The organism is Streptomyces viridochromogenes (assembly GCF_001270495.1).
In the GTDB taxonomy this organism is placed as follows: Bacteria; Actinomycetota; Actinomycetes; order Streptomycetales; family Streptomycetaceae; genus Streptomyces; species Streptomyces viridochromogenes_A.
In genome coordinates this window covers 45,112-68,984 of record NZ_LGUR01000218.1, presented here as the reverse complement: position 1 = coordinate 68,984, position 23,873 = coordinate 45,112, and the positions used below count along the sequence as shown (strand labels likewise).

Below are 23,873 nucleotides of genomic sequence, written 5' to 3'. Positions count from 1 at the left end.
TGAGGAGCGGGTGCTGTGTGAGGTGTTCGCCGATGTCCTCGGTCTGCCGCGGGTCGGTGTCGACGACAACTTCTTCGAACTCGGCGGACACTCCCTGCTGGCCGTGACCCTGGTGGGGCGCGTGCGTGAACGCGGTCTGCCGGTCGATGTACGGACCTTGTTCGCGTCGCCGACGGTCGCCAGTCTCGCCGCGCGGGCAGCCGCGCAGTCCAGCACGCCGCCTGCGCGGGCGACCGTGGAGCACGACGCCGGGGCCGCCCCGCGGTCGACCACGCTGCCTGCCGTGAGCGCCGCGGACGTCGACCGGATCGCCGGGGTCGTCCCCGGCGGTGCCGCGAACATCGCCGACGCCTACCCACTGACCGCGCTCCAGGAGGGCATCCTCTTCCATCACCTGCTGGACGCGGACCGGGGCGGCGATGTCTACCTCCTGCCCACGGCGCTGCGCCTCGACTCCCGTGCCCGCGTCGACGCCTTCCTCCACGCCCTCGGGAAGGTCGTCGAGCGGCACGACGCCCTGCGGACGGTCGTGGTCTGGGAGGGGATGCCCGAACCGGTGCAGGTGGTCCTCCGCCACGTCGATGTCCCCGTGGTCGAAGTCGAGTTGGACAAGGAAGAGCCCGACCCGACGGCGCGGCTTCTGGCCGAGTCCGACCGGCCGATGGACCTCGGTGGCGCCCCGTTGCTGCGCGCCCATGTCGCGGCGGAGCCCGGTACCGGCCGCTGGCTGCTGGTCCTCCAGTTCCATCAGCTGACCCAGGACCACACGGGTCTCGCGGTGATTCTGGAGGAGGTGGCGGCGTTCCTGAGGGGCGAGGAGGACGGGCTGGCGGAGCCGGTTTCCTTCCGGGAGTTCGTCACGCAGTCCCGGCAGCAGGCCGGCCGGGAGGAGCACCTGCGCTTCTTCGCGAAACTGCTGGGCGACGTGACCGAGGCGACCACTCCCCACGGAGTGCCGAACGTCCACGGCTCGGGTGCCTCCGCCACGGAGGCCGGCGTGCCGATGGACCGGCAACTCGCTCTCCGCCTGCGGGAGCAGGCGCGCTGCCTCGGCGTCAGCCCCGCAGTCGTCTTCCACGTCGTCTGGGCGCGGGTCCTCGCGGCGGCGTCCTCGCGCGACGACGTCGTCTTCGGCACAGTGCTGTTCGGCCGGATGCACGCCGGCGTCGGGGCCGACAGGATCCCGGGGATGTTCCTGAACACGCTGCCGGTCCGGCTCGCCGTCCAGGAGACGAGCACCCGCGAGGCCGTACGGACGATGCAGCTGCACATGGCCGAACTGCTGGCCCACGAACACGCTCCGCTGGCCCTCGCCCAGCAGGCCAGCGGCGTCGAACCGACCGTCCCCTTGTTCTCCTCGCTGCTCAACTACCGCTACAGCAGCGACATCGACCAGGCTCCACAGCCGGGGCTCGAAGGAGTCGAGATGCTCCCGGCCGGTGAGCGGACCAGTTATCCGCTCACCGTCTCCGTCGACGACTTCGGCACCGACTTCCGGCTGACCGTCCAGGCGGTCGCACCGCTGGCCCCCGAAGCGGTGTGCGCCTGGCTGACCGAAGCCGCCGAACACCTGGTGACGGCTCTGGAGAGCACACCGGACCTGCCTCTGCGAGACGTGGACGTGCCATGCGGGGCAGAGCCCTCGACGGGCCGGCACGGTGAGGCGGTACCGGCAGGAGCGCGGCGGGCACCGGACCGCGGCCCGGTGCACACGCCGACGTCCGCACCCGCGCGCCCGGCATCCCGGCAGCGGGAGCAGGCACTGCGCGGCATGTTCGCCGAGGTGCTGGGCCGGAAGCGGGTGGACAGCCACGACAGCTTCTTCGCACTCGGCGGCCACTCCCTGCTCGCCATCCGCCTGGTCGCCCGGATCCGTGCCGAACTCGACGCGGAATTCAGCATGCGTGCCATGTTCGAACGCCCCACCGTCGCCGAAATCGCCGAGCTCCTGGAATCACCACGGAAGCACACCGGGCAGCAGGTAGGAGATCTCAACGGAGACGGCCGAGACATTGACTGACAAGTACGAACGACGAATGGGCCTGTCCTCGGCTCCCGTGCACCACGGTGAGATACTCCAGGGCGTGTTCCGGCACGAGGGAGAACTGCGCCGGGGACTGGTGACGCTGCCCTGTGCCATCTACTCGGTCCAGGCCCACTTCATTCCGGACGACTACGCCGGAGTGACGGTTCTTCCACCGTGGAAGGTCAAGGCCCAGCGGGCGGCGGAACTCGCACTGGCCGAACTGGGAAAGACCGGAGGCGGGCTGAAACTCTCCGGCGACGTGCCTCTGGGACGCGGATTCGGGTCGTCGACGAGCGATGTACTGGCGGCGGTCGGCGCCGTGCAGAACGCGTTCTCGGTGTCTCTCCCCGACGACGACGTCGCGCGCATCGCCGTCCTGGCCGAGACGGCGTCGGACTCGCTGATGTACCCGTCCACGACGGTGCTCTTCGCCCACCGGGACGGCGAGGTCATCGAGGACTTCGGATACCCGATGCCACCGCTGCGCGTCCTGGGCTTCGGATCCCGGCCGGGTGCCACCGGGACCGGGGTGGACACCCTGGCACTGCCGCCGGCGGCCTACGACGCCGAAGAGATCGAGCGCTTCGCGGAACTGCGCCGGATGCTCGGCGAGGCCATGGCGGCCAAGGACGTCACGCTGCTCGGAGAAGTGGCCACCGCGAGCACGCGGATCAACCAGCGCCGTCTCCCCGTTCCGCGGCTGGAGAGCATTCTGGCCATCGCGGACGAGGCAGGGGCGGTCGGAGTTCAGACGGCCCACAGCGGTGACATAGCGGGCCTCATGTTCGATCCTGGCCGACTGGACGTTTCCGAGCGTATGGCGCAGGCCGGACGACTGCTCCGAGACATTGAAATAACCGAGCAATGGGAATTCGAAACGGGTGGCTGAAGTCATGTCAACGACGGTGTACGGAAAAGTCTACGGGTCGGCCTACGAGGCCATGGAATTACCGCGGATCATCCGCGTTCGCGAGAACCTTTATGCGGCCGCCTTCAGCCTCATGAAGCTGCTGCCCGCCCGCTACATCCTCGAACAGGCGGAGAGGACCGGCCTGATCAGCCCGGGAACCCCGATCCTCGAGACGTCCTCCGGCACCTTCGGTCTGGGTCTCGCCATGGTGTGCCAGGCGCGCGGCTATCCGCTCACCGTGGTCGGTGACCCGGTGATCGACCAGGACCTGAAGAACCGCCTGGAAATGCTCGGCGCGACGGTCGACATAGTCGAGGACGACGGACGGCCCGGAGGGATCCAGGCCGCGCGCCTGTCCCGGGTCAACGAGCTGCACCAGGAGCGGCCCGAGAGCTTCATCCCCGGCCAGTACGACAACCCGGCCAACCCGGCGGCCTATGTGGCCGTCGGCGAACTGATCGCCCACACGCTCGGCGGCGTGTCATGCCTGGTCGGACCCGTCGGCTCCGGCGGTTCCACCGGCGGCGTCGCCGCGTCCCTGCGCCAGAACGATCTGCCCCTCAGCCTGGTCGGCGTCGATACCCACGGCTCCGTCCTCTTCGGGGCGCCGGAAGGGAAACGGCTCCTGAGAGGGCTCGGCATGAGCCTCATCCCCGGCAACGTCGATCACACGGCGTACGACGAGGTCCACTGGGTCGCGCCCGCGGAGGCGTTCCACGCGACCCATGAGCTCTACCGCAGGCACGGCCTCTTCATGGGCCCCACCAGCGGAGCCAGTTACCAGGCCGCATCCTGGTGGGCCGAGCACCACCCCGACGAGACGGTCCTGATGCTCTTGCCCGACGAGGGCTACCGCTACCAGTCGACCATCTACAACGACGCCTGGCTGCGGGCACAGGGGGTGACTCCGGCCGCCGCGACGGCACCCCGGCTGATCCGGCATCCGAGCGAGGCCGGGCAGAGCTGGGCGCGACTGATATGGGGCCGCCGCAGCCACGCGCAGGTCATGGGCCCGGAGGGAGCCTCGTGACCTCGCCCGTACTTCTTCTCGTCGAGAGCAACACCACGGGAACCGGGCGGCAGTTCGCGCGGCGCGCGGCGGACCTCGGCGCCGAACCCGTACTCCTCACGGCCGACGCGAGCCGTTACCCCTACGCGGCCGAGGACCGACTGCGCGTCGTCACCACCGACACCTCCGACGAGGACGCGGTGCTGGCCGCCGCGCGGTCCGTCGGTGAGGGGGCCCGCATCGCCGGTGTCACCAGCAGTTCCGAGTACTACGCGGCCACCGCCGCCGCGACCGCACACCGCCTCGGCCTGCCAGGACCCGACGCCGACGCCGTACGGACCTGCCGGAACAAGGCCGAGCAGCGCCGCCTGCTCGCCGAATCCGGTGTGCCGGTACCCGAATTCACGCTGGTGCGGGATGCGCGGGAAGCGGTCCGCGCGGCCGAGCGGATCGGGTACCCGGTGGTACTCAAACCGGTGCTGGGGTCGGGAAGCCTGGGGGTACGGCTCTGCACGGACCCGGCGTCGACGAAGGCCCATGCCACGGCGCTGACCGCCACCGCGGTCAACGAACGCGGGCTCGCCGTCGCCCGCGGCGTGCTGGTCGAGCAGTACCTGCCCGGCGCCGAGTACTCCGTCGAGGTCTTCGGGAACACCGCCGTCGTCGTGGTCGCCAAGCATCTGGGCCCCCTGCCCGACTTCGTCGAACACGGACATGACCTGCCCGCCGAGCCGGCGCCCGACGCCAGGGCGCAGCTCGAGGACGTGGCCGTGCGCGCGGTGAAGGCGCTCGGTCTCGGCTGGGGCGCGGCACATGTGGAACTGCGCAGGCACGGCACCGACACGCGGGTGATCGAGGTCAACCCGCGCCTCGCGGGCGGCATGATTCCCGACCTCGTCAGCCGGGCCCTGGGAGTCGACCTCGTGCGCGCTCAGGTGTCGGCCGCCATGGGGCTCGGCCACGGCGGGGAACAGCGGGGCCCGGCCCGTGCCGCGGCCATCCGCTTCCTCACCGCCGAGCGTCCCGGAGCGCTCGCCGGTCCGGACACGCGGGCCGCCGCGCTGGCCGCCGCCCGCGCCACCGCACGGGTCGAAGCGGCCGAGCTGTACCGCGCCGCCGGCGAACAGGTCGCTCCCGCGCACGACTTCCGCGGGCGTCTGGGCCACGTCATCGCCGTCGCGGACACGGTTCCGGACGCGGCCGAAGCCGCGACCGCGGGACTCGTCGAACTGGGCGCCGTACTGCGGACATGACAGCAGAGACGGAACGTGAAGGCGCTGAAGGAACTGAAGGAACTGAAGGAACTGAGTGACGATGGCCATGGACATGCACGGAACCCACGCCGATGCGGCGGACACCTGGTTCCGGACGGTGAAGCGAAGCCCCGATCCGCGTCTACGACTGGTCTGCTTTCCCCATGTCGGGGGAGCGGCGAGCTTCTTCGCTCCCTGGGAAAAGCTCACGCCGGATGACGTGGAGCTCATCGGGGTCCGCTATCCCGGCCGCGAGGACCGCCTGCTGGACCCCTTCGCGGCAACCGTGCGGGAGCTGGCGGAGCCGATAGCGCGCGCATGCTCGGGGCTCCTCGACAAGCCCTTGGCGCTGTTCGGGCACAGCATGGGAGCCTCGGTCGCCCACGAGACGGCCCGCTGCCTCGAACGCGAGTACGGCTCCTCGGTGGCCGCCCTTGTCGTCTCCGGCCGCCCGGGCCCCGGCCGTCAGGAGCTGGGCGGCCGGTACGCCGAGGCCGGTGACGACGAACTCGTGGAACTCATCGGCCGGCTCGGCGGTACCGAAGCCGCCGCCCTGGAACATCCCGAGTTGCGCGAACTGATCCTTCCCGCGATCCGGGCGGACTACCGGCTCCTGGCCCAGTACCAGGCACCGCTCACGGAACTGGCCGCGCCCGTCGTCGTCTACTGCGGGGACGCCGACCCGGACCTGGACCAGGACGCTGTCGACGCCTGGAAGCCGGTCGCCGGGTCGACTTTCGACGTCCGCCGCTTCGACGGCGGCCACTTCTACCTGGCGGACCAGGCGCCGGCGCTGCTCGACGACCTGTTCGCCCGTCTGAAGCCCGCCTGAAGCCCGCGAGTGAATCCGCGACCTGATGACAGAAGCCCAACCCACCAACCCGCAGCGAGAAAGGTGAACCGGTGGCGAATCCCTTCGAGGACGAACACGCCGACTTCCTGGTCCTGGTCAACGAGGAAGGACAGCACTCGCTCTGGCCCGCCGCCACGGCGGTACCAGACGGCTGGAACCCCGTTTTCGGCAGGGCACGGCGGGAGGAGTGCCTGGAGTACATAGAGCGGTCCTGGACCGACATGCGCCCCAAGAGCCTCGTCGCCGTGATGTCCTCCACCGGTACGGAGCCGCGCAGGGACACGGCGTCGGGGCAGGAACCCGGGGACAGTGCCGAGTAGAGCCCTGTCCTACGCCAGACGGAGCGCGCGGGAGACCCTCTCCGGCCTGCCCCGCGCCTTCTGGTGGCTGTGGACCGGCACGCTCGTCAACCGCCTCGGCGGCTTCGTCGTCACGTTCCTCGCCCTGTACCTGACCACGCAGCGCGGCTTCTCGGCGGCGTACGCGGGTCTGGTCGCCGCGCTGTACGGGCTGGGAGGGGGGCTGGCCGCCGTGGTCGGGGGCGTGCTGGCCGATCGGATCGGCCGCCGCCGGACCTTTCTGCTCGCCTCCCTGGGCGCGGGGGTGACGACGGCGACGCTCGGTTTCGTCACCCACCCGGTCGTGCTCGCGGTCGTGGTCTTCGCGGTCGGGCTGACCAGCAACGCTTCCAGGCCGGCGGTCTCCGCGATGATGGTCGACCTGCTGCGGCCCGAGGACCGGCTGCGCGCCTACGCCCTCAACTACTGGGCGATCAACGTCGGATTCGGCGTATCGGGTGTGGTGGCCGGTTTCATCGCCGGGCACAGCTATCTGTGGCTGTTCCTCGGCGACGCGCTGATGACGGTGCTGTGCGCCCTGGTCGTCTTCGCACGGGTCCCGGAGACGGCGAAACCGGTCACCAGGGTCGCCGGTGAGAAGGGCCCCCGGACCGGGCTCCGGCAGGTGTGGAGGAACAGGCGCTTCATGGCGCTGGTCGGGCTGGCGTTCGTCCTCGGCACGGTTCTCCAGCAGGCATTCACCACCCTGCCGGTCGACATGACCCGGAGCGGGTTCAGCGCCTCGGACTACGGCCGCGTGCTGGCGCTCAACGGCCTGCTGATCGTCGTCCTGCAGATACCGGTCACACGGTGGGCGAGAAAACGCCGACCGGTGGTCATGCTCGCGTCCGGTGCCCTGTTGCTCGGATGGGGATTCGGGCTGATGGCCCTGATCGGAAGAGCGGGACTGCCCGCGTACGTGGGGTTCTACATGCTCGCGGTGGCCGTCTGGACACTGGGGGAAGTGGTCCACGAGCCGGCGTCCATGGCCATGGCGGCCGAGTCGTCCCCAGCGGAGGCCCGCGGGCGTTACCAGGGCGTCTTCGCACTGGCCTCGTCGGCATCGGCCTTCGCCGGTCCCGTGGCGGGTGGCGTCGTCCTGGACAGCTTCGGAGCCGTAGCGGTCTGGGGCGCCTGCGCTGTGGCGGGTACGGTGACGGCCGGCGGGTACTGGATGCTGCTACGACATCCCAAGGGGCGGCCGGCCGGAACTCACCCTCGGTCCCTCGATTCCACTGAGGGTGGTGCCGGCGGTCCTGCCGACCGCCGGTCACTGCCGCTGTGAAAATCAACGGCGGTTGTCCGGGCGCGATGGCGAACATCCAGCGTGGCAAAGCCACAGGTGCCGGCCTGTCCCGACGGGACGTTGGCCGATCTGGTGTCGACGAGTTCCTGTCCACTCGCTGCGCATGGACGAGCGCCAGGCCGCACCAGCCCGCTGCACGGCCGTATTCCGCTGAAGCCCCGTCGTCGAATTCGGCAACGGGGCAACGGAGGAGCCGACGGATCCCTGAGGTCGTCTCTTACATCCCTGAGTCCGTTACAGGTGCCCTTGGCACCTCTCGTAGATGCGCTTGTGGTCGCGGAGCGCCGCCAGCCGGAAGGGCCCGGTGGTCTGCGTCGGAGTGGGGTGATCACCTCCGTCGGCCGGGAAGGACCTCGTGTGCAGCCTGCGGAAGGCGGCGTAGTCGAGTGGCCGGCGCCGGTTGACCGCCTCGTGGTGTGCCGGGGTGCGCAGGTGCTCCCGGTAGCCGGGAACGACGGCTCCGGCGAAGAACTCGGCGACGCTGCCGGAGCCGTAGCTGAGAAACCCGATGAGCCGGCCGGTCAGGTCGTCCGCCTGGTCGAGCAACGACGCGAGGCCGAGGTACGTCGAGGCGGTGTAGCTGTTGCCGAAGACCGTGTTGTACGCCGTGGTGGGCCCGACGGCTCGACTGATCCGGTCCTCGTCGGTGTCGTGCCCGCGGGTGTTCAGCAGATGACGGTGCGCCTTGCGGGCCATCTTCGTGAACGGCTGGTGATAGCAGAACGCGGTGAACTCGTCGAGCGGACGCCCGCCCTGCTCCGTGTAGTCCTTCCAACTGCCCTCCACCGCCTGCAGATACGCGGTGACGGATCCCTCGCCGTCGACCAGAGCGGCCTCACGGTAATTCGGCCGCCAGAAGTCCATGACGTCGGCGGTGAACAGGCCGGACGGATCCTCGACGCGCACCAGCGCGGGGTCCGAGCCGACCAGCATGGCCACGGCCGCCGCGCCCTGCGTCGCCTCACCCGGGCTGTCCAGGTCGTACTTGGAGATGTCACTCGCGACCACGAGGACCTGCTGCGCGGGGGCGCGCAGCACGAGGCCGACGGCGAACTGCAGGGCCGCCGTGGCCCCGTAGCAGGCCTGTTTCAGCTCGACGACCCGGGTGGCCGACGGCAGGCCGAGCAGGGAGTGGACGTACACACCGGCCGACTTCGCCTGGTCGATCGACGACTCCGTCGCGAACACGACTGTCCGGATCCGATCGGAGCCATGACGGGCGATGATCGGTGCGGCGGCGGCCGCGCCCATGGTCACGATGTCCTCGTCGGCGGCGGGCACGCTCATCGACCGCTGGCCGATGCCCACATGGTATTTGCCGATCTCGGTGCCGTTGTGATCGGCGAGTGCCGTGTGCGGCAGGACGAACTCGGTTGTTGCGAATGACAGATCGTGAATTCCTATGGCGCGATCGCCTGCCACGCTCCATGCACCTGCCTTTGCTGTCTTGTTGTCGGGTTCCGGCTGGACCTACGGGGAGTCGTCCGGCCAGTCGGCGAGGTAGGCGCGGTAGGTGCCGAACGGGAGCGAGGCGTCGTAGTTGTCGGCGTGCGGTTCTTCGGCGGCGCGCGGACCGAGCCGGTCGCCCGCGTGGTCGTCGACGACGGGGTCGGGCACCTGCACACCAGGAGCGTGCACAAGATCGCGGCGGGTGACGAGGCACGCGTGCACTGCGATCCGAGCGGGTCCGGGCCCTCGCTGCGGGTGCGGGCGCTGGTCGTGTCCGGGTTCGCGACGTGGTTCGCGCGCGCGACCGTGCCGTCGGCCGAACTGCTCGGCTCCCCGTCCCGATGACGCCCGTGCGATTCGCCCTGTCGGCCAATCCGGAAGGAAGTCATATGCGTGGGAACCCCATCCGACAGCCCAAGGACGAGGACTCATGAAGGCCGTGTTCGCAGCCGCCCCCGATGTCGACGACCCGCTGTCCGCCGTCGTCGTCGGGCATCGCCCCGATCCCGAAGTGCCTCCGGGCTGGGTGCGGGTGCGGGTCCGGGCGGCGTCCCTGAACCACAAGGATCTCTGGACCCTGCGTGGTGTCGGGATCAACCGCGACCAGTATCCGCGCATCCTCGGCTGCGAAGCGGCGGGGGAGCGGCCCGACGGAACGAGGGTGGTGCTGTACCCGCTTCTCGATTCCCCGCCGGGCATGAGCGACGAGACGCTGGTGATGCCGGCGGCCCAGCTCGTCGGCGCCCGGCCGGGCACTCTCGCCGAGTATTTCGCCGCGCCCCCCGACAGCCTGTTGCCCGTCCCGGACCATCTGTCCTGGGAGGAGGCGGCGTGCCTGGTGTGCACCTGGCTTCCGGCGTACCGGATGCTGTTCACGAAGGCGGCGTTGCGTCCCGGGGACACCGTGCTCATCCAGGGTGCCGCGGGCGGGCTCTCCACCGCGTTGATCAGCCTGGCGGCGGCGGGCGGCCTGCGTACGTGGGTCACCGGCCGGTCCGCCGACAAGCGGGACCTGGCCCGCCGACTGGGAGCGAGCGCCACGTACGAACCGGGGGTCGAACTGCCCGAACCGGTCGACGCGGTGATCGACAGCGTCGGCAGGGAGACGTGGACGCACACCCTGCGCAGTGTCCGGCACGGCGGCACGGTGGTGGTCGCGGGCGCGACGACGGGGGATGTGCCACCCGCCCGGTTGCACCGGATCTACTTCCACCAGATCAACGTGGTCGGCTCCTTCAGCGGCACACGGGAGGAGTACGGCCGCATGCTCACGCTGATGCGTACCACCGGCGTCAAACCGCTGGTGGACGATGTGCTGCCGGTCCAGGAGGCGCGGGCGGCGCTCAAGCGGCTCGCGGACGGCGATGTACGCGGCAACCTCGTCCTCACCTGGTCCGATGACGACGGGGCACCCCAGTGCGAGGCGACTCGCCGGTATTCCGTCTGGGCCTCTTGACGAGTGGCCGACCCACCGAACGGCGCTGAGAACGCGCTGATGACCGCCCCGTACGCCCGCCGCAGGCCGTGCGCTCCCACCACGGCGTGCGGGCGGACGACGTTCCCAGTGAGGTGATGGCAGTGATCCCCTACAGGTCCGAGGCCGGATTCGGCGGTGCCACCCGCGCCGCCGCGATCGACGTCGTGCGCGAAGCAGGCGACAGCGCCGCCCTTCCGCCGTGCGATGGCCGGTTCCACTACGTTCCGCCGTGGCGGGCCGCGACCCTGGAAACGCTGGCGAAGGAAGTCGTGCCCCCGGTCGCCGACTTGGCGGCGCGGTACTCGACGTCCGGCCGGCCGGACGAGCTGATCACCGCGGGCGAGACGGCGACATTGCTCAGCGCGTGTGAGTACGTGCGCCTGCGGGGCGGCGGCGACGACTGCACCCTCGCTTTCGGCGGCCTGCCCTCGGAACTGGCGGAGCACGCTCGGCACGACCGGATGACGGTGCGGGCGGCCCTGGCCTGCGTCGGCTGGTTCAACGCCAATCAGCGCTTCCTCACCGGCGTGGACGTCGACCCGCGACCGACCGCCGGGACACCGCCGGTCGACGGCGCGCTCTACGGACCCGAGCTGGCGCGGCGGTACGACCCGGCACGACAGGTGACCGAACGGTTCAACGACGTACTGCGGGGATTCGCCAAGGACTTCCTCGGTTCGCGCCGCGTCCTGGAACTGGGCCCGGGCACCGGCCGGGTCGCACGCAACATCGCGCCCCTCGCAGGCTCCTACGTCGGGATAGAGGCGTCGCTCGCGATGATCGAGGCAGGGCGCCGGGACGGCCTGGACGTGCGGCACGGCGACATGATGGCGATGCCCTTCGACACGGGATCGGTCGACGTGGTCGTCGAGCACGAGAGCATCGACTTCTGCGCGGAGCCGCTGCTCGCCGCCACCGAGGTCGAGAGAGTGCTGGCCCTGGGCGGCCAGTTCCACCGCGTCGAACTGGAGACCACGCCCGCCGTGGAGATCGGCCGCCTCCAGGAGGAGATCGCCGCACGGCTGGCGGAGGTCTCCGGCGGGGTCTTCCCGTACTGGACCAAGGGGCAGCGGCAGCGCCTGCACAGGTGGCTGTTGGGCCGGGGCTTCGTCCATCGCAGGATCGAGCTCGCGCGGTGGGACGAGACCCGGACCCTGCGCAACTGGTTGCAGGGCTTGGTGAACGCGAGCTATCCGTCGTTCTCAGGCGTCGACGAGCAGACGGCGTTGTCCGTGTGCGTGGAGCTGGCGCGTGCGGCCTCGATGGGGGACCTCGGCACGCGGTGGCCGGGGCAAGTCGGCGTGGTCCTGCACCAGTACGAGTGCGTCGACTGGTGTTGCTCCGGGCACCGTCCGCGCCCCTGAGGGACCGGACGCAGGACGGGAGAGGGAACTCATCGTTTTTCCACGACCTTGCATGCCGGCGAGATGTCGTGGCCCAGTCGTGTGCGGGATTCATCCGGCACTATCCGGACCGTCTTCTCGTCGTTCCCATGACTGTGGTGAACGACGGTTATCGGCAGGAGATCTTCTGCCGACGACACGAGTCCTCGGCAACCGGCCGAGCGGATTCTCGCTTTGGTGAACGGGTAGGACACTCGGCGAATGCCTGGTCGATATGGGAGAATTGGGTGCTGTGATGCTGCCCCTTCTGCCTCTTCTGCCCCTTCACTCCCTGTGGTCATCGAACAGGGTCCCACTGTGCGGTAATCCCCAACCCCGCGTTCCGTCCGGGCCCGATGACTGACGAGCACGCCCCGCGGGCGATCGACGCAACGCGCTTTCCCGAGGACGTCATCGCATTCATCGAGGCCCTCGGTCCCGGGGAGGAACTGGTGATCACGCGGGACGGCGAGCCGATCGCGAGGATCTCCGGCGCCGCCGACGCCGCCGACGCCGCTACCCGTGCCCCCTTGCTCGGCGTCCTCATCGATCCGGTCGTGCCGGACGGGACCGACAGGGCCGACCGAACCGACGGAGCCGACGAGGAGCAGTCGTTCGCCCACGCGGGCGTGACGGTCGTCGTGACCGCGATGGAGCTGTCGGAGTCGGCCCGAGTGTCGCTGTCCGACCAGCTCGGTCCGGACTACATCGTGGTCGACCTGCACGCGGCTCCTGCGACCGCCGACGTGCTGCTGGTGCCGCCGGTCAGCCCGCAGCTGATCGCCGGCCTCCGGTCGGCGTTCCCCCGGGCTCGGGTGATCGTCGCCGAGATCGAGGACGACGAGCTGGGAGTCAGCTACCAGGGCCCCGTCCGGCGCCTGCTCGACGCGGGCGCCGAGGTGTATCTGCCCCCGGCGACCGTCCCCGGCCTGGCGAGGCAACTCGACCACACGCTCACGCACCGGCATCGGCTCACCGGCGGCGGCTCCGTCGCGCCCTTGGAGATCGAGCCCCACCACGGGGTGTGAGGTCCGTGGGGAATCAGATACCGACAGGCGTTAGCGTGGTGGGTGCCGACCGGCCGACCCGTGCCGGTGGGTGCCGGAATCAGGGCGCCGTTGGGGGAGATGTGCAGGTAAGAGCGGTTTCATGAGATTGCTGCACACTTCCGACTGGCATCTCGGCCGGGCCTTCCACCGAGTGAGCATGCTCGGCGCCCAGGCCGAGTTCATCGGCCACCTCGTCACGACCGTGCGTGAGCGTGGCGTCGACGCGGTGGTCGTCTCGGGGGACGTGTACGACCGGGCGGTACCGCCGCTCGCCGCGGTCGAGCTGTTCGACGACGCCCTGCACCGGCTCGCCGACCTCGGTGTGCCGACGGTGATGATCTCCGGGAACCACGACTCGGCACGCCGGCTCGGCGTCGGGGCCGGCCTGATCGGCCGTGCGGGCATCCATCTGCGGACCGAGGCGGCGGCGTGCGGTACCGCGGTCGTGCTGCGGGACGACTTCGGTGACGTGGCCTTCTATGGGCTGCCCTATCTCGAACCCGCCCTGGTGAAGGACGAGTTCGGCGTCGACAAGCCCGGTCACGAGAGCGTGCTCGCCGCCGCCATGGACCGGGTGCGCGCCGACCTCGCGACACGCGCGCGGGGCACCCGATCGGTCGTCCTCGCCCACGCCTTCGTCACCGGAGGCGAGGCCAGCGACAGCGAGCGGGACATCACCGTCGGCGGGGTGGCCGCGGTGCCCGCCGGGGTCTTCGACGGCGTCGACTACGCGGCGCTGGGGCATCTGCACGGCTGCCAGACCATCACCGAGCGCGTGCGCTACTCGGGCTCTCCGCTGCCGTACTCCTTCTCGGAGGCCGATCACCGCAAGAGCATGTGGCTCGTCGACCTGGACGCCGACGGCGCGGTCGCCGCCGAGCGCGTCGACTGCCCGGTGCCGCGTGCGCTGGCCCGGATCCGGGGGAAGCTGGAGGAACTGCTCTCCGATCCCGCGCTCGCGCGGCACGAGGAGGCATGGGTCGAGGCGACGCTCACGGACGCGGTGCGCCCGGCGGACCCGATGGCCCGGCTCGCCGAGCGCTTCCCGCACACGCTGAGCCTCGTGTTCGACCCCGAGCGGGCGCCCGACGACCTCGACGTGTCCTACGCCCAGCGGCTCGCCGGGCGGAGCGACCAGGAGATCGCGGAGGACTTCGTGGCGCATGTGCGCGGGGCCGCGCCCGACGAGCACGAACAGGGCGTGCTGCGGGACGCGTTCGACACGGTGCGGGCCGACGAGGCCGTGCGGGAGGTGGCGCGGTGAGGCTCCATCGCCTCGACGTGACGGCCTTCGGGCCCTTCGGCGGCTCTCAGCGCGTCGACTTCGACGCGCTGTCCACGGCCGGCCTCTTCCTGCTGCACGGCCCCACCGGCGCCGGCAAGACCTCCGTACTGGACGCCGTCTGCTACGCGCTCTACGGCTCCGTGCCGGGCGCCCGCCAGAGCGGCCAGGGCATGACCCTGCGCAGCGACCACGCCGCGGCCGGCACCCGTACGGAGGTCTGCCTCGAACTGACCGTCGCCGGACGCCGGTTGGAGGTCACCCGGCAACCGCCCTGGGAGCGCCCCAAGAAGCGCGGCACCGGCACGACGCTCGACAAGGCGCAGAGCTGGCTGCGCGAGTACGACGGGCAGGCCGGGGCCTGGAAGGACCTCAGCCGCTCGCACCAGGAGATCGGCGAGGAGATCACCCAGCTGCTCGGCATGAGCCGCGAGCAGTTCTGCCAGGTGGTCCTCCTGCCCCAGGGCGACTTCGCCCGCTTCCTGCGCGCCGACGCCGAGGCGCGCGGCAAGCTGCTGGGCCGTCTCTTCGACACCCGCCGTTTCGCCGAGGTCGAGAAGCGCCTCGCCGAGCGCCGACGCGCGGCCGAGGCCCGGGTGCGGGACGGCGACGCCGCGCTGCTCGCCGACGCCCACCGGATGCAGCAGGCGGCGGGCGACGCCATGCGGCTGCCCGACCTCGCACCGGGCGAGCCGGGCCTGGCCGACACCATCCTCGGCGCCGCCGCCGTCGCCCGCAGCATCGCCCGTGAGCAGCTGACCGTCGCCCGCTGCAGCCTCCTCGCCGCCGAATCCGCCCAGGCCGCCGCCGACCGCGCCCTGGGCGACGTACGCGAAGTGGCCCGGTTGCAGCAGCGGTTCGCCGACGCGCGGGAGCGGGCCCGGCTGCTGGAGGAGCGGGCCGAGGGCTTTCGCCAGGCGCAGACCCGGATGGAACGGGCCCGCAAGGCCGAGGCCGTGGCACCCGCACTGGAGCTGCGGGAGGCCACCGAGGCGGAACACCGGCGGGCGGCCACAGCCGAGGCACACGCGCGTGGACTGCTGCCGGACACCTTCGCGGGTGCCGAGGCCGCCGGGCTCGCCGCCGCCGCGCGCCGGGCCGCCGAGGAACTGGGCGGACTGGAGTCCGCCCGCCGCGCCGAGCAGCGGCTGGCCGGCCTCCTCGACGAGCGTGACGAGCTGGACCGTCAGGAACGGGCCGACGAGGGCCTGCTCCAGGACGCCGAGGACTGGCTCGCCGGGTGGGAGGAGAGCCGCGCCCGGCACCAGGCCCGTATCGACGCCGCCCAGGAGGCCGCGACCCGCGCCGAGCAGCTCGCCGTGCAGCGCGAGCCGGCACAGCAGCGGCTGGCCGCCGCGCGGCTGCGCGACCAGCTGGCCGGCGACACGGACACGGCCGCCGAACAGGCCCGCCTCGCACACGAGCAGGTGCTCGCGGCCAAGGCGCACTGGCTCGACGTCAAGGAACAGCGCCTGAACGGCATCGCCGCCGAACTGGCCGCCCAGCTCAGGGACGGCGAACCCTGCGCGGTCTGCGGCGGCACCGAACACCCCGCCCCCGCCCACAAGGACGTCGGGCACGTGGACCGGGAGGCGGAGGAACGCGCGCTGGTCGCCTACCAGCAGGCTGACGAGCGGCACACCGAGAAGGAACGGCACCTGGGGGTCGTACGCGAGGCACTGGCCGCCGCAACCGCCGAGGCCGGAGACTCGCCGACCGATCAACTCGCCGCGCATTGCGACGAGTTGGAGCGACTCTACGCGCAGGCCCGCCGGGACGCGTCCGCCCTGCACCCGGCGCACGAGGAGCTGCGCCGGGCCGAGGCCGAGTACGAGCGGCGGACCGCCGACCGGCAGCAGGCGGCGGTCAGAGTCGCGTCCCGGGTGGGACACCGTGAGCGGCTGGACCGGGAAAGGGCCACTCTGGAGGGGGAGTTGGCCCAGGCGCGCGGCACCGCCGCGAGCGTCGCCGCGCGGGCCGCCCAACTGGCGCGGCAGGCCGAGCTGCTCACCGACGCCGCCGACACCGCGCGCACCGCCGAGGACACCGCCCAGCGACTCAAGGACGCCGACGCCCGCCTGGCCGACGCGGCCTTCCGCGCCGGGTTCGACACCCCCCAGGCCGCGGCCGCCGCGCTGCTCGACGACGCCGGGCACTGCGAGCTCCAGCGACGGCTGGACGCCTGGCAGTCCGAGGAGGCCGCCGTGCGGAGCGTCCTCGCCGAGGCCGACACCGCGGCCGCCGCCCAGCGGGCGCCCGCCGACCCCGGGGCCGCCGAGCGGGCCGCGTCAGCCGCGGCCCAGCGGGCCCGCGACGCCGCCTCCGCGCGCGACGCGGCCGACCGGCGCTGCACCGAACTCGACCGGCTGTCCGCGCGCGCGACCGCCGCCGTACGCCAACTCGCCCCGCTGCGCGAGGAGTACGACCGGGTGGCCCGCCTCGCCGCCCTCGCCGCGGGCACCTCGGCGGACAACGAACGCAAGATGCGCCTGGAGTCGTACGTGCTGGCGGCCCGTCTCGAACAGGTCGCCGCCGCCGCGACGGCACGGCTGCAACGCATGTCGTCCGGCCGCTACACCCTCGTCCATTCCGACGACCGGGCCGGCCGTGGCCGCAGCGGGCTCGGGCTGCATGTCGTCGACGCCTGGACCGGGCGCGAGCGGGACACGGCGACGCTGTCCGGCGGCGAGACGTTCTTCGCCTCGCTCGCCCTCGCCCTCGGCCTCGCGGACGTCGTCACCGACGAGGCCGGCGGGGTCCGCCTCGACACCCTCTTCATCGACGAGGGCTTCGGCAGCCTCGACGACCAGACCCTCGACGAGGTGCTCGACGTCCTCGACTCCCTGCGCGAGCGCGACCGCAGCGTCGGCATCGTCAGCCATGTCGCCGATCTGCGGCGGCGGATCCATGCGCAGCTGGAGGTCGTGAAGGGGAGATCGGGGTCGGTGCTGCGGCAGCGGGGGCACTGACCGAGGGGTGGCGGGTGACTCGGTGACGTCAGTGGCCCAGTGGACGGCGGGGGAGGGGTGACGAGTAGACGACGCTCGTCGTCACCGAGCCCAGCGTGCCGATCTTGCCGGACACCTCCTCCAGATGCCGCATCGAGCGGGCGGCGACCTTGATGACGAAGCAGTCGTCGCCCGTGACGTGATGGGCCTCCAGGATCTCGGGCGTCGCGGCGACCAGGTCGTGGAAGGGCTTGTAGTTGCCGTTCGGGTACCGGAGCCGTACGAAGGCCAGGATCGGCAGCCCCAGCCGATCGGGGTCGACCACGGCGGCGTACCCCTGGATGACGCCCGCGTCCTCCAGGCGGCGCACCCGCTCGGTGACCGCGCTCGCGGACATGGAGACGGCACGGGCCAGCTCGGCGAAACTGGCTCGGCCCTCCCGCTGGAGGACGTCGAGGATGCGCCAGTCGGTGGCGTCCGGGGAATACGCGGTCATGTCCGAGGAATAGCAGGGGAAACCCCGGCGAATCAAGGTCGGCACCGGGGAATGGCCCTTCAGGAAGTGGATCACCGACCGTAGATTTCTGGTCGTCGAGATCCGCCGGGGAGGGAACCAGATCATGACTGCCACTGCCACTGCCGCTACCGCTGTCACCGCCGTGAACCCCGTACTGCGCGTCGCGCCCGCCCAGCCGACCGAGGCCGCCGCCTACTTCCGCGCCAGCCTCGTCTTCCACGCCGACGTGTCCGACGTCGCCGCAGCCCTCGCCGCCGACGGCGACCCCGGCTTCGTCGTCCTGGACTCCCGCTCCACCGAGTCCTGGTCCCAGGGCCACATCCCGGGCGCGATCCACCTCCCCACCGCACTGATCCCCGAGCAGGCCGAGCAGCTCCTCGACCGGTCCGTGCCCGTCGTGACGTACTGCTGGGGTCCCGGCTGCAACGGCGCGACCCGTGCCGCCCTCGCCCTCGCCGAACTCGGCTACCAGGTCAAGGAGATGCTCGGCGGCTTCGAGTACTGGGCGCGCGAGGGCTTCGAGTACGAGACCTGGGAGGGCCGCGAACGGCGGACCGCCGACCCGCTGACGGCGCCGGTGGACGCGGAGAACTGCGGCTGCTGAGGCCGGAATCGGACAGGTGACCGCGTGTGGGCGCTGTGCGTGTAGGTTCTGCTGCCATGGTGCGATACGCGGAACCGGGCGCGGTGGAGTGGGTGGAGTCGGGCGGCGGCCCGCTGATAGCGATACCGGAGACGGTGCTGCCGTTCTGGGCGGGCGCCGACGGTGACGAGACGGCCTCGGACTACGACCGGGCCTGTGAGGTGGACGGGGCCGTCGGACTCCTGCCCGTGGGAGACAGCGCGGCACTGGTGCTGGGTGACGAGCCCGCCTCGACCGCCTACCTGCCCGAGCACGGCGTCTTCGTACGCTGGTGCGCCGCCGACTCCGAGGCGGAACTGCTGTCCCGGGTTCCGGTCGCCCTCGCCACGGCCGTCTGGGAACGCGAGGTCCGCTGGAAGGTGCCGGGCACGGTGGTCCTGTTCGACTCGGCCTGGCCGGGCCGCGAGACGGAACGGACCGAGCATCTGCGGGTGGCTCTGGAGCCGGGTGCGTACGCGGTCCGCGCGGCGCGGGTGCAGCCCGGGCCCGAGACCTGGCTGGGGCTCGTCCAGCTCCAGCGGCTGCCGCACTGAACCTCCGCTGCCCGTAGGGCGTAGCGCCGACTCGGAGGCGTCGGCGCCGACCTGAGGGCTTTCGCGCCGGCACTGGGGCGTGCGTTCACCCATGTCAGTGCGCGTGTGCCGATATCGCGGTGCGCTCGCGCCGATGACCGAGTGCGCTTGCGTCGACTACCAGGTGCCCTGTGCCGATGGCCGGGTGGGCCTGCGTGGACTACCAGGTGCCTTGCGTCGATGGCCGGGTGGGCCTGCGTGGACTACCAGGTGCCTTGCGTCGATGGCCGGGTGGGCCTGCGTGGACAACCAGGTGCCTTGCGCCGATGGCCCGGGTGCGCCTGTGCCGTGCGCGTGCGTCGACAACGTGGTGCCCTGCGTGGATAGCCGGCTGCGTCCGCGTCGACAACCAGGCGCGTCCGCGTCGACAATCAGGCGCGCCTGCGCCGCCAACCAGGCGCGCCCGCGCCGATAACCAGGTGCGCCGGAGTCGGCCGTTCCCCATCATGATCTGTCATGCCCCGACTCCCGCACCCCGCCCCCGAAGACCTGCGCCGCGACCCCCTGCCCCTGCGCGGCCGGACCGCTCTGGTCACCGGAGCCAGCAGACGTGCCGGCATCGGTCATGCGGTGGCCCGACGGCTCGCCGCGTACGGGGCGAGCGTCTATCTGCACCACCATGTGCCGCACGACGCCGCGATGTCCTGGGGGGCCGACCGCCCCGAGGAGGTCGCCGCCTCCGTGCGCGAGGCGCTCGGCGATCCCGATGCCCAGGTTCTCGCGGGCCCTGGAGACCTCTCCGACCCGGCCGCACCGGCCGAGCTGATCGCCACGGCGGCCGCGGCGCTCGGCGGGCGGCTCGACATCCTGATCGCCAACCATGCCGTCAGCGGCTCCGACGGCACCCTCGACGAGATCGACGCCGCGATGCTCGACGCGCACTGGGCGGTCGACACGCGCGCGGTGCTGCTCCTAGTCCAGGCCCATGCCCGGCTGCGGCCGCCCGGTCCCGGCGGGCGCGTCGTGATGATGACCTCCGGCCAGGACATCGCGGGCGGTATGCCCGGCGAGATCGCCTACGCCCTCCAGAAGGGCGCCCTCGCCTCGATCACCCGCTCCCTGGCGACCACGCTCGCCGAGCAGGGGATCACCGTGAACACCGTCAACCCCGGCCCCGTGGACACGGACTACCTGACCGGCGGGGCGTACGAGGCCGTGGCGGCCGCCTTCCCGGCCGGCCGGTGGGGCATGCCCGACGACCCGGCCCGCCTCATCGCCTGGCTGGCCACGGACGAGGCGGGCTGGATCACCGGTGAGGTGATCAACTCCGAGGGCGGCTTCCGGCGTTGATCCGGCGGTATGTCAGAGCTGGGCCAGTTCGTCCACCAGGTCGTCCAGGCCCAGCGACCCCTGGGACAGGGCCGCCATGTGCCACGCCTTGAGGTCGAACGCGTCGCCGTGCCGCTCCCGCGCCTTCTCACGGCCCAGCAGCCACGCCCGTTCACCGAGCTTGTAGCCGATCGCCTGGCCCGGAATCGTCAGATACCGGGTCAGCTCGCTCTCCACGAAGTCCGCCGGACGGCTGCTGTGCGCGCCGAAGAACTCCTGCGCCAGTTCCGGTGTCCACCGCTCGCCCGGGTGGAAGGGCGAGTCGGCCGGGATCCCCAGCTCCAGGTGCATGCCGATGTCGACGATGACGCGGGCCGCCCGCATCATCTGCGCGTCGAGGTAGCCGAGCCGATGCTCCGGGTCCGTGAGGAAGCCGAGTTCGTCCATGAGCCGCTCCGCGTACAGCGCCCAGCCCTCGGCGTTGGCGCTGACCATGCCGATCGTGGCCTGGTAGCGGGAGAGGTTCCCGGCGACGTACGTCCACTGCGCCAGCTGGAGGTGATGGCCCGGCACACCCTCGTGGTACCAGGTCGAGACGAGGTCGTAGACCGGGAAGCGGGTCTGTCCCATCGTCGGCAGCCAGGTGCGGCCCGGCCGCGAGAAGTCCTCCGACGGGGAGGTGTAGTACGGCGCCGCCGCACCGCCGGGCGGGGCGATGCGCGACTCCACCTTCCGTACCGGCTCGGCGAGTTCGAAGTGCGTGCCGTCCAGCTTCTCGATCGCCTCGTCCATCAGGCCCTGGAGCCAGTCGCGGACCTCGTCGACGCCCTCGATGTGCGTGCCGTGCTCGTCGACGTGCGCCAGCGCCACCCACGGCGTCGCGGCGCCCGGAAGGATCTTCTCGGCCTCCTTCTTCATCTCGCCGAGCAGGCGGTGGTACTCGGCCCAGCCGTACGCGTACGCCTCGTCGAGGTCGAGGTCGGTGCCGTTGAAGTAGCGGGCCCAGCGGGCGTAGCGCTCGCGGCCCACCGTGTTCGGCGCACCCTCGATCGCCGGGGCGTACACGTCGCGCATCCAGTCCCGCAGTTCCACCACGGCGGCCGTCGCCCCGCGGGCGGCCTCGTCCAGCTCGGCGCGCAGCGCTTCGGGACCGGCCGACACGAAGGCCTCGAACCAGCCCTGCCCCTCGCCCGTGTCCGACCACTCGGTGAGCTGCTCGACGAAGGTGGCGGTCGGGCGCGGGGCGGCGTACAGCTTGCGCTCCAGGCCCAGCGCGAGGGACTCGCGGTAGCCCGCGTACGCGGCCGGCACCGCGCGCAGCCGCTCGGCGATCGCCGCCCAGTCCTCGTCGGTCTCGTTCGGGGTGACCGTGAAGATCTCGCGGACCGAGTGGGCGGGCGTGGCCATGTTGCCGACCGAGCGCAGGCCCTCGTCGGCCTCGTGCACGGCGAGTTCCGCGGTCAGCCGCTCGCGCAGCAGGCGCCCGCACCGGCGCTCGATGTCACTGTCCGCGCCGGGCGCGCGCTCGGCCTCGTCGAGTCGCGCGAGGGTGGCTCGCTGGAGCTTCGCGAGCGCTTCCTGGCCCGCGGGCGAGAGGTCGGGGAGCTTGCTCGAACTTTCCTTCACACCGAGATACGTACCGGTGACCGGGTCGAGGGCGATGAGCTCGTCGACATACGCGTCGGCGACCTCACGGGGAAGCGGAGTCTTGGTCTCAGACATACGGCCCATCCTCATATGCCGACCGCTGCCGCGTCAGCCCGGATTCCCCCGCGTTCGCCCCGCGTCAGCCGGATTTCGCTGAGGGCGTGTTCTCCGGCCCGTCGGGGGGCAGCAACGGCCCGCAGTCCCACTCCTGGAAGATCAACCGGGTCTCCACCCGAGCCACCTCGCGCCGGGACGTGAACTCGTCGAGCACCAGCCGTTGCAGATCCGCCATGTCCGCGACCGCGACATGCACGAGATAGTCGTCAGGGCCGGTGAGATGGAAGACGGTCAGCGACTCCGGCAGCGCCCGGATCCGCTCCACGAACGGCCCCACCAACTCCCGCCGATGCGGCCTGACCTGCACGGACAGCAGCGCCTGCAGCCCGCGGCCCAGCTTGGCCGGGTCCAGCCTGAGCTGATGGCCGAGGATCACGCCGGAACGGCGCAGCCGCGTCACCCGGTCCAGACAGGTCGACGGTGCGACACCGACCTGCACGGCGAGATCGCGGTAAGTGGTCCGGGCGTCGTTCTGCAGGAGCCGCAGCAGATGCAGATCGACCGGATCCAGTACGACAGATTCGGCCATTGGCCGAACGTAGCACGGGGTTCCACCCGGATGACCCGCCTGTTGTTCAGTCTTTCCGCCCATGGATCCAGCGAGCAGGGAGGCATACGCCGGTATGCATGGGTACGACGACGTACGCACCGCACCTAGAGCACTCGCCACCGAGGCCGTCCACGCCGGCCGCGACGACCTCGCCCGGCAGGGCCTGCACGCCCCGCCGATCGACCTGTCCACCACCTACCCGTCCTACGACAGCCGCGGCGAGGCCGCCCGCATCGACGCCTTCGCCACCACCGGCGCCGAGCCGGACGGCCCGCCCGTCTACGGCCGTCTGGGCAACCCGACCGTCGCCCGCTTCGAGACCGCCCTGGCCCGTCTGGAGGGCACCGAGGCGGCGGTCGCGTTCGCCAGCGGGATGGCGGCACTGACCGCGGTCCTTCTCGTACGGGCCTCGATGGGCCTGCGCCACGTCGTCGCCGTACGCCCGCTGTACGGCTGTAGCGACCATCTGCTCACCGCCGGGCTCCTGGGCACGGAGGTGACCTGGACCGACCCCGCCGGAATCGCGGAGGCGCTGCGTCCGGACACCGGCCTGGTGCTGGTCGAGACCCCGGCGAACCCCACGCTCACCGAGGTGGACCTGCGGGCGGTGGCCCACGCCTGCGGCTCCGTGCCGCTGCTCGTGGACAACACCTTCGCCACGCCCGTGCTCCAGCGCCCCACCGAACACGGTGCGCGGCTGGTGCTGCACAGCGCCACCAAGTACCTCGGCGGGCACGGGGACGTACTGGCGGGCGTGGTGGCCTGCGACGAGGAGTTCGCCGGGCGGCTTCGGCAGATACGGTTCGCCACGGGCGGTGTCCTGCATCCGCTGGCCGGCTATCTGCTGCTGCGCGGCCTGTCGACCCTCCCCGTGCGGGTCCGGGCCGCCTCGGAGACCGCCTCCGAACTCGCCCGCCGCCTCGCCGCCGACCCGCGCGTCGCCCGCGTCCACTATCCGCGCATCGGCGGGGCCATGATCGCCTTCGAGGTGCACGACGATCCGCACGACGTCATCGCCGGCGTCCGCCTGATCACCCCCGCCGTGAGCCTCGGCAGCGTCGACACCCTCATCCAGCACCCGGCGTCGATCAGCCACCGCATCGTCGACGCGGACGACCGCCGGGGCGCCGGGGTGAGCGACCGGTTGCTGCGGATGTCGGTGGGCCTGGAGGACGTGGAGGACCTCTGGGCCGATCTGGACCGGGCGCTGCGGCAGCGCCCCGAAAGGGCCGCGGGGAACCACCGCACACCCGCGGCCGCCGCCAGGCCCTAGCGC

Annotated in this window: 22 protein-coding genes; 17 read left to right on the top strand and 5 right to left on the bottom strand. The window is 71.6% G+C overall.

The window, feature by feature from the left end:
• The 7 genes from ADK36_RS29735 to ADK36_RS29705 form a co-directional block, all read left to right on the top strand.
• The coding region (locus ADK36_RS29735) for a condensation domain-containing protein (protein WP_234329924.1) at positions 1–2,020 on the top strand (2,020 nt) is incomplete at its 5' end.
• 16 nt (positions 2,021–2,036) lie between these two features.
• Positions 2,037–2,915 carry a kinase gene (locus ADK36_RS29730; protein ID WP_053084742.1) on the top strand — a complete coding sequence of 293 codons (879 nt, stop codon included), beginning with the start codon at positions 2,037–2,039 and terminating at the stop codon, positions 2,913–2,915.
• A 4-nt stretch (positions 2,916–2,919) separates the two neighbouring features.
• Positions 2,920–3,966: a PLP-dependent cysteine synthase family protein gene (locus ADK36_RS29725; RefSeq protein WP_053199658.1), complete on the top strand. Its 1,047-nt coding sequence runs from the start codon at positions 2,920–2,922 to the stop codon at positions 3,964–3,966.
• The gene (locus tag ADK36_RS29720) at positions 3,963–5,198 is read left to right on the top strand and encodes an ATP-grasp domain-containing protein (protein WP_048585009.1); all 1,236 of its coding nucleotides are present in this window, start codon (positions 3,963–3,965) and stop codon (positions 5,196–5,198) included. Before ADK36_RS29725 ends, ADK36_RS29720 begins: the two co-directional genes overlap by 4 nt.
• 61 nt (positions 5,199–5,259) lie before the next feature.
• On the top strand, positions 5,260–6,030 hold the full coding sequence (locus tag ADK36_RS29715) for a thioesterase II family protein (protein ID WP_048585008.1): 771 nt from the start codon (positions 5,260–5,262) through the stop codon (positions 6,028–6,030).
• A gap of 71 nt (positions 6,031–6,101) precedes the next feature.
• Positions 6,102–6,371 carry an MbtH family protein gene (locus ADK36_RS29710; protein WP_048585007.1) on the top strand — a complete coding sequence of 90 codons (270 nt, stop codon included), beginning with the start codon at positions 6,102–6,104 and terminating at the stop codon, positions 6,369–6,371.
• Complete coding sequence (locus ADK36_RS29705; protein WP_053084741.1) at positions 6,361–7,674, top strand: MDR family MFS transporter; 1,314 nt, start codon at positions 6,361–6,363, stop codon at positions 7,672–7,674. Before ADK36_RS29710 ends, ADK36_RS29705 begins: the two co-directional genes overlap by 11 nt.
• Before the next feature lie 255 nt (positions 7,675–7,929).
• Here ADK36_RS29705 and ADK36_RS29700 read toward each other — a convergent pair whose 3' ends face one another.
• Together ADK36_RS29700 and ADK36_RS49095 are read right to left on the bottom strand one after the other, a co-directional pair.
• On the bottom strand, positions 7,930–9,117 hold the full coding sequence (locus ADK36_RS29700) for a hydroxymethylglutaryl-CoA synthase (protein WP_053199652.1): 1,188 nt from the start codon (positions 9,115–9,117) through the stop codon (positions 7,930–7,932).
• A 48-nt stretch (positions 9,118–9,165) separates the two neighbouring features.
• Positions 9,166–9,318, bottom strand: a complete 153-nt coding sequence (locus tag ADK36_RS49095) for a hypothetical protein (RefSeq protein WP_159391217.1) — start codon at positions 9,316–9,318, stop codon at positions 9,166–9,168.
• Between the two features lie 9 nt (positions 9,319–9,327).
• Here ADK36_RS49095 and ADK36_RS29695 point away from each other — a divergent pair, with 9 nt between their 5' ends.
• The 6 genes from ADK36_RS29695 to ADK36_RS29670 all read left to right on the top strand — a co-directional run bounded on the left by ADK36_RS29695 (position 9,328) and on the right by ADK36_RS29670 (position 17,303).
• On the top strand, positions 9,328–9,489 hold the full coding sequence (locus ADK36_RS29695; protein ID WP_159029273.1) for a hypothetical protein: 162 nt from the start codon (positions 9,328–9,330) through the stop codon (positions 9,487–9,489).
• An 85-nt stretch (positions 9,490–9,574) separates the two neighbouring features.
• The gene (locus ADK36_RS29690; protein WP_078916546.1) at positions 9,575–10,600 is read left to right on the top strand and encodes a zinc-binding dehydrogenase; all 1,026 of its coding nucleotides are present in this window, start codon (positions 9,575–9,577) and stop codon (positions 10,598–10,600) included.
• Between the two features lie 122 nt (positions 10,601–10,722).
• Complete coding sequence (locus ADK36_RS29685; protein WP_159391216.1) at positions 10,723–11,985, top strand: class I SAM-dependent methyltransferase; 1,263 nt, start codon at positions 10,723–10,725, stop codon at positions 11,983–11,985.
• A gap of 374 nt (positions 11,986–12,359) precedes the next feature.
• A complete protein-coding gene (locus ADK36_RS29680; RefSeq protein ID WP_048585003.1) occupies positions 12,360–13,031 on the top strand; it encodes a hypothetical protein in 672 nt (223 codons plus the stop codon).
• A 121-nt stretch (positions 13,032–13,152) separates the two neighbouring features.
• Complete coding sequence (locus tag ADK36_RS29675; RefSeq protein ID WP_053199646.1) at positions 13,153–14,316, top strand: exonuclease SbcCD subunit D; 1,164 nt, start codon at positions 13,153–13,155, stop codon at positions 14,314–14,316.
• Complete coding sequence (locus ADK36_RS29670) at positions 14,313–17,303, top strand: AAA family ATPase (protein WP_053199643.1); 2,991 nt, start codon at positions 14,313–14,315, stop codon at positions 17,301–17,303. The genes ADK36_RS29675 and ADK36_RS29670 overlap by 4 nt, the downstream gene beginning before the upstream one ends.
• 28 nt (positions 17,304–17,331) lie before the next feature.
• Here ADK36_RS29670 and ADK36_RS29665 read toward each other — a convergent pair whose 3' ends face one another.
• Complete coding sequence (locus ADK36_RS29665; protein ID WP_053199641.1) at positions 17,332–17,778, bottom strand: Lrp/AsnC family transcriptional regulator; 447 nt, start codon at positions 17,776–17,778, stop codon at positions 17,332–17,334.
• 124 nt (positions 17,779–17,902) lie between these two features.
• Here ADK36_RS29665 and ADK36_RS29660 point away from each other — a divergent pair, with 124 nt between their 5' ends.
• From ADK36_RS29660 to ADK36_RS29650, 3 genes are all read left to right on the top strand, one after another.
• Positions 17,903–18,403: a rhodanese-like domain-containing protein gene (locus ADK36_RS29660; RefSeq protein ID WP_053199638.1), complete on the top strand. Its 501-nt coding sequence runs from the start codon at positions 17,903–17,905 to the stop codon at positions 18,401–18,403.
• Positions 18,404–18,459: 56 nt separating this feature from the next.
• On the top strand, positions 18,460–18,975 hold the full coding sequence (locus ADK36_RS29655) for an immunity 21 family protein (protein WP_053199636.1): 516 nt from the start codon (positions 18,460–18,462) through the stop codon (positions 18,973–18,975).
• Positions 18,976–19,470: 495 nt separating this feature from the next.
• Entirely contained in the window at positions 19,471–20,304 is an 834-nt protein-coding gene (locus ADK36_RS29650) for an SDR family oxidoreductase (RefSeq protein ID WP_053199632.1), read from the top strand.
• Positions 20,305–20,316: 12 nt separating this feature from the next.
• On the opposite strand, the gene ADK36_RS29645 is transcribed toward ADK36_RS29650, so the two are convergent.
• Both ADK36_RS29645 and ADK36_RS29640 read right to left on the bottom strand, forming a co-directional pair.
• Positions 20,317–22,005, bottom strand: a complete 1,689-nt coding sequence (locus ADK36_RS29645) for a DUF885 domain-containing protein (protein ID WP_048584996.1) — start codon at positions 22,003–22,005, stop codon at positions 20,317–20,319.
• A 64-nt stretch (positions 22,006–22,069) separates the two neighbouring features.
• Entirely contained in the window at positions 22,070–22,576 is a 507-nt protein-coding gene (locus ADK36_RS29640) for an Lrp/AsnC family transcriptional regulator (RefSeq protein WP_048584995.1), read from the bottom strand.
• Between the two features lie 94 nt (positions 22,577–22,670).
• On the opposite strand from ADK36_RS29640, the gene ADK36_RS29635 reads away from it, so the two are divergent.
• Entirely contained in the window at positions 22,671–23,870 is a 1,200-nt protein-coding gene (locus ADK36_RS29635; protein WP_053199630.1) for a trans-sulfuration enzyme family protein, read from the top strand.
• Positions 23,871–23,873: the final 3 nt, after the last annotated feature.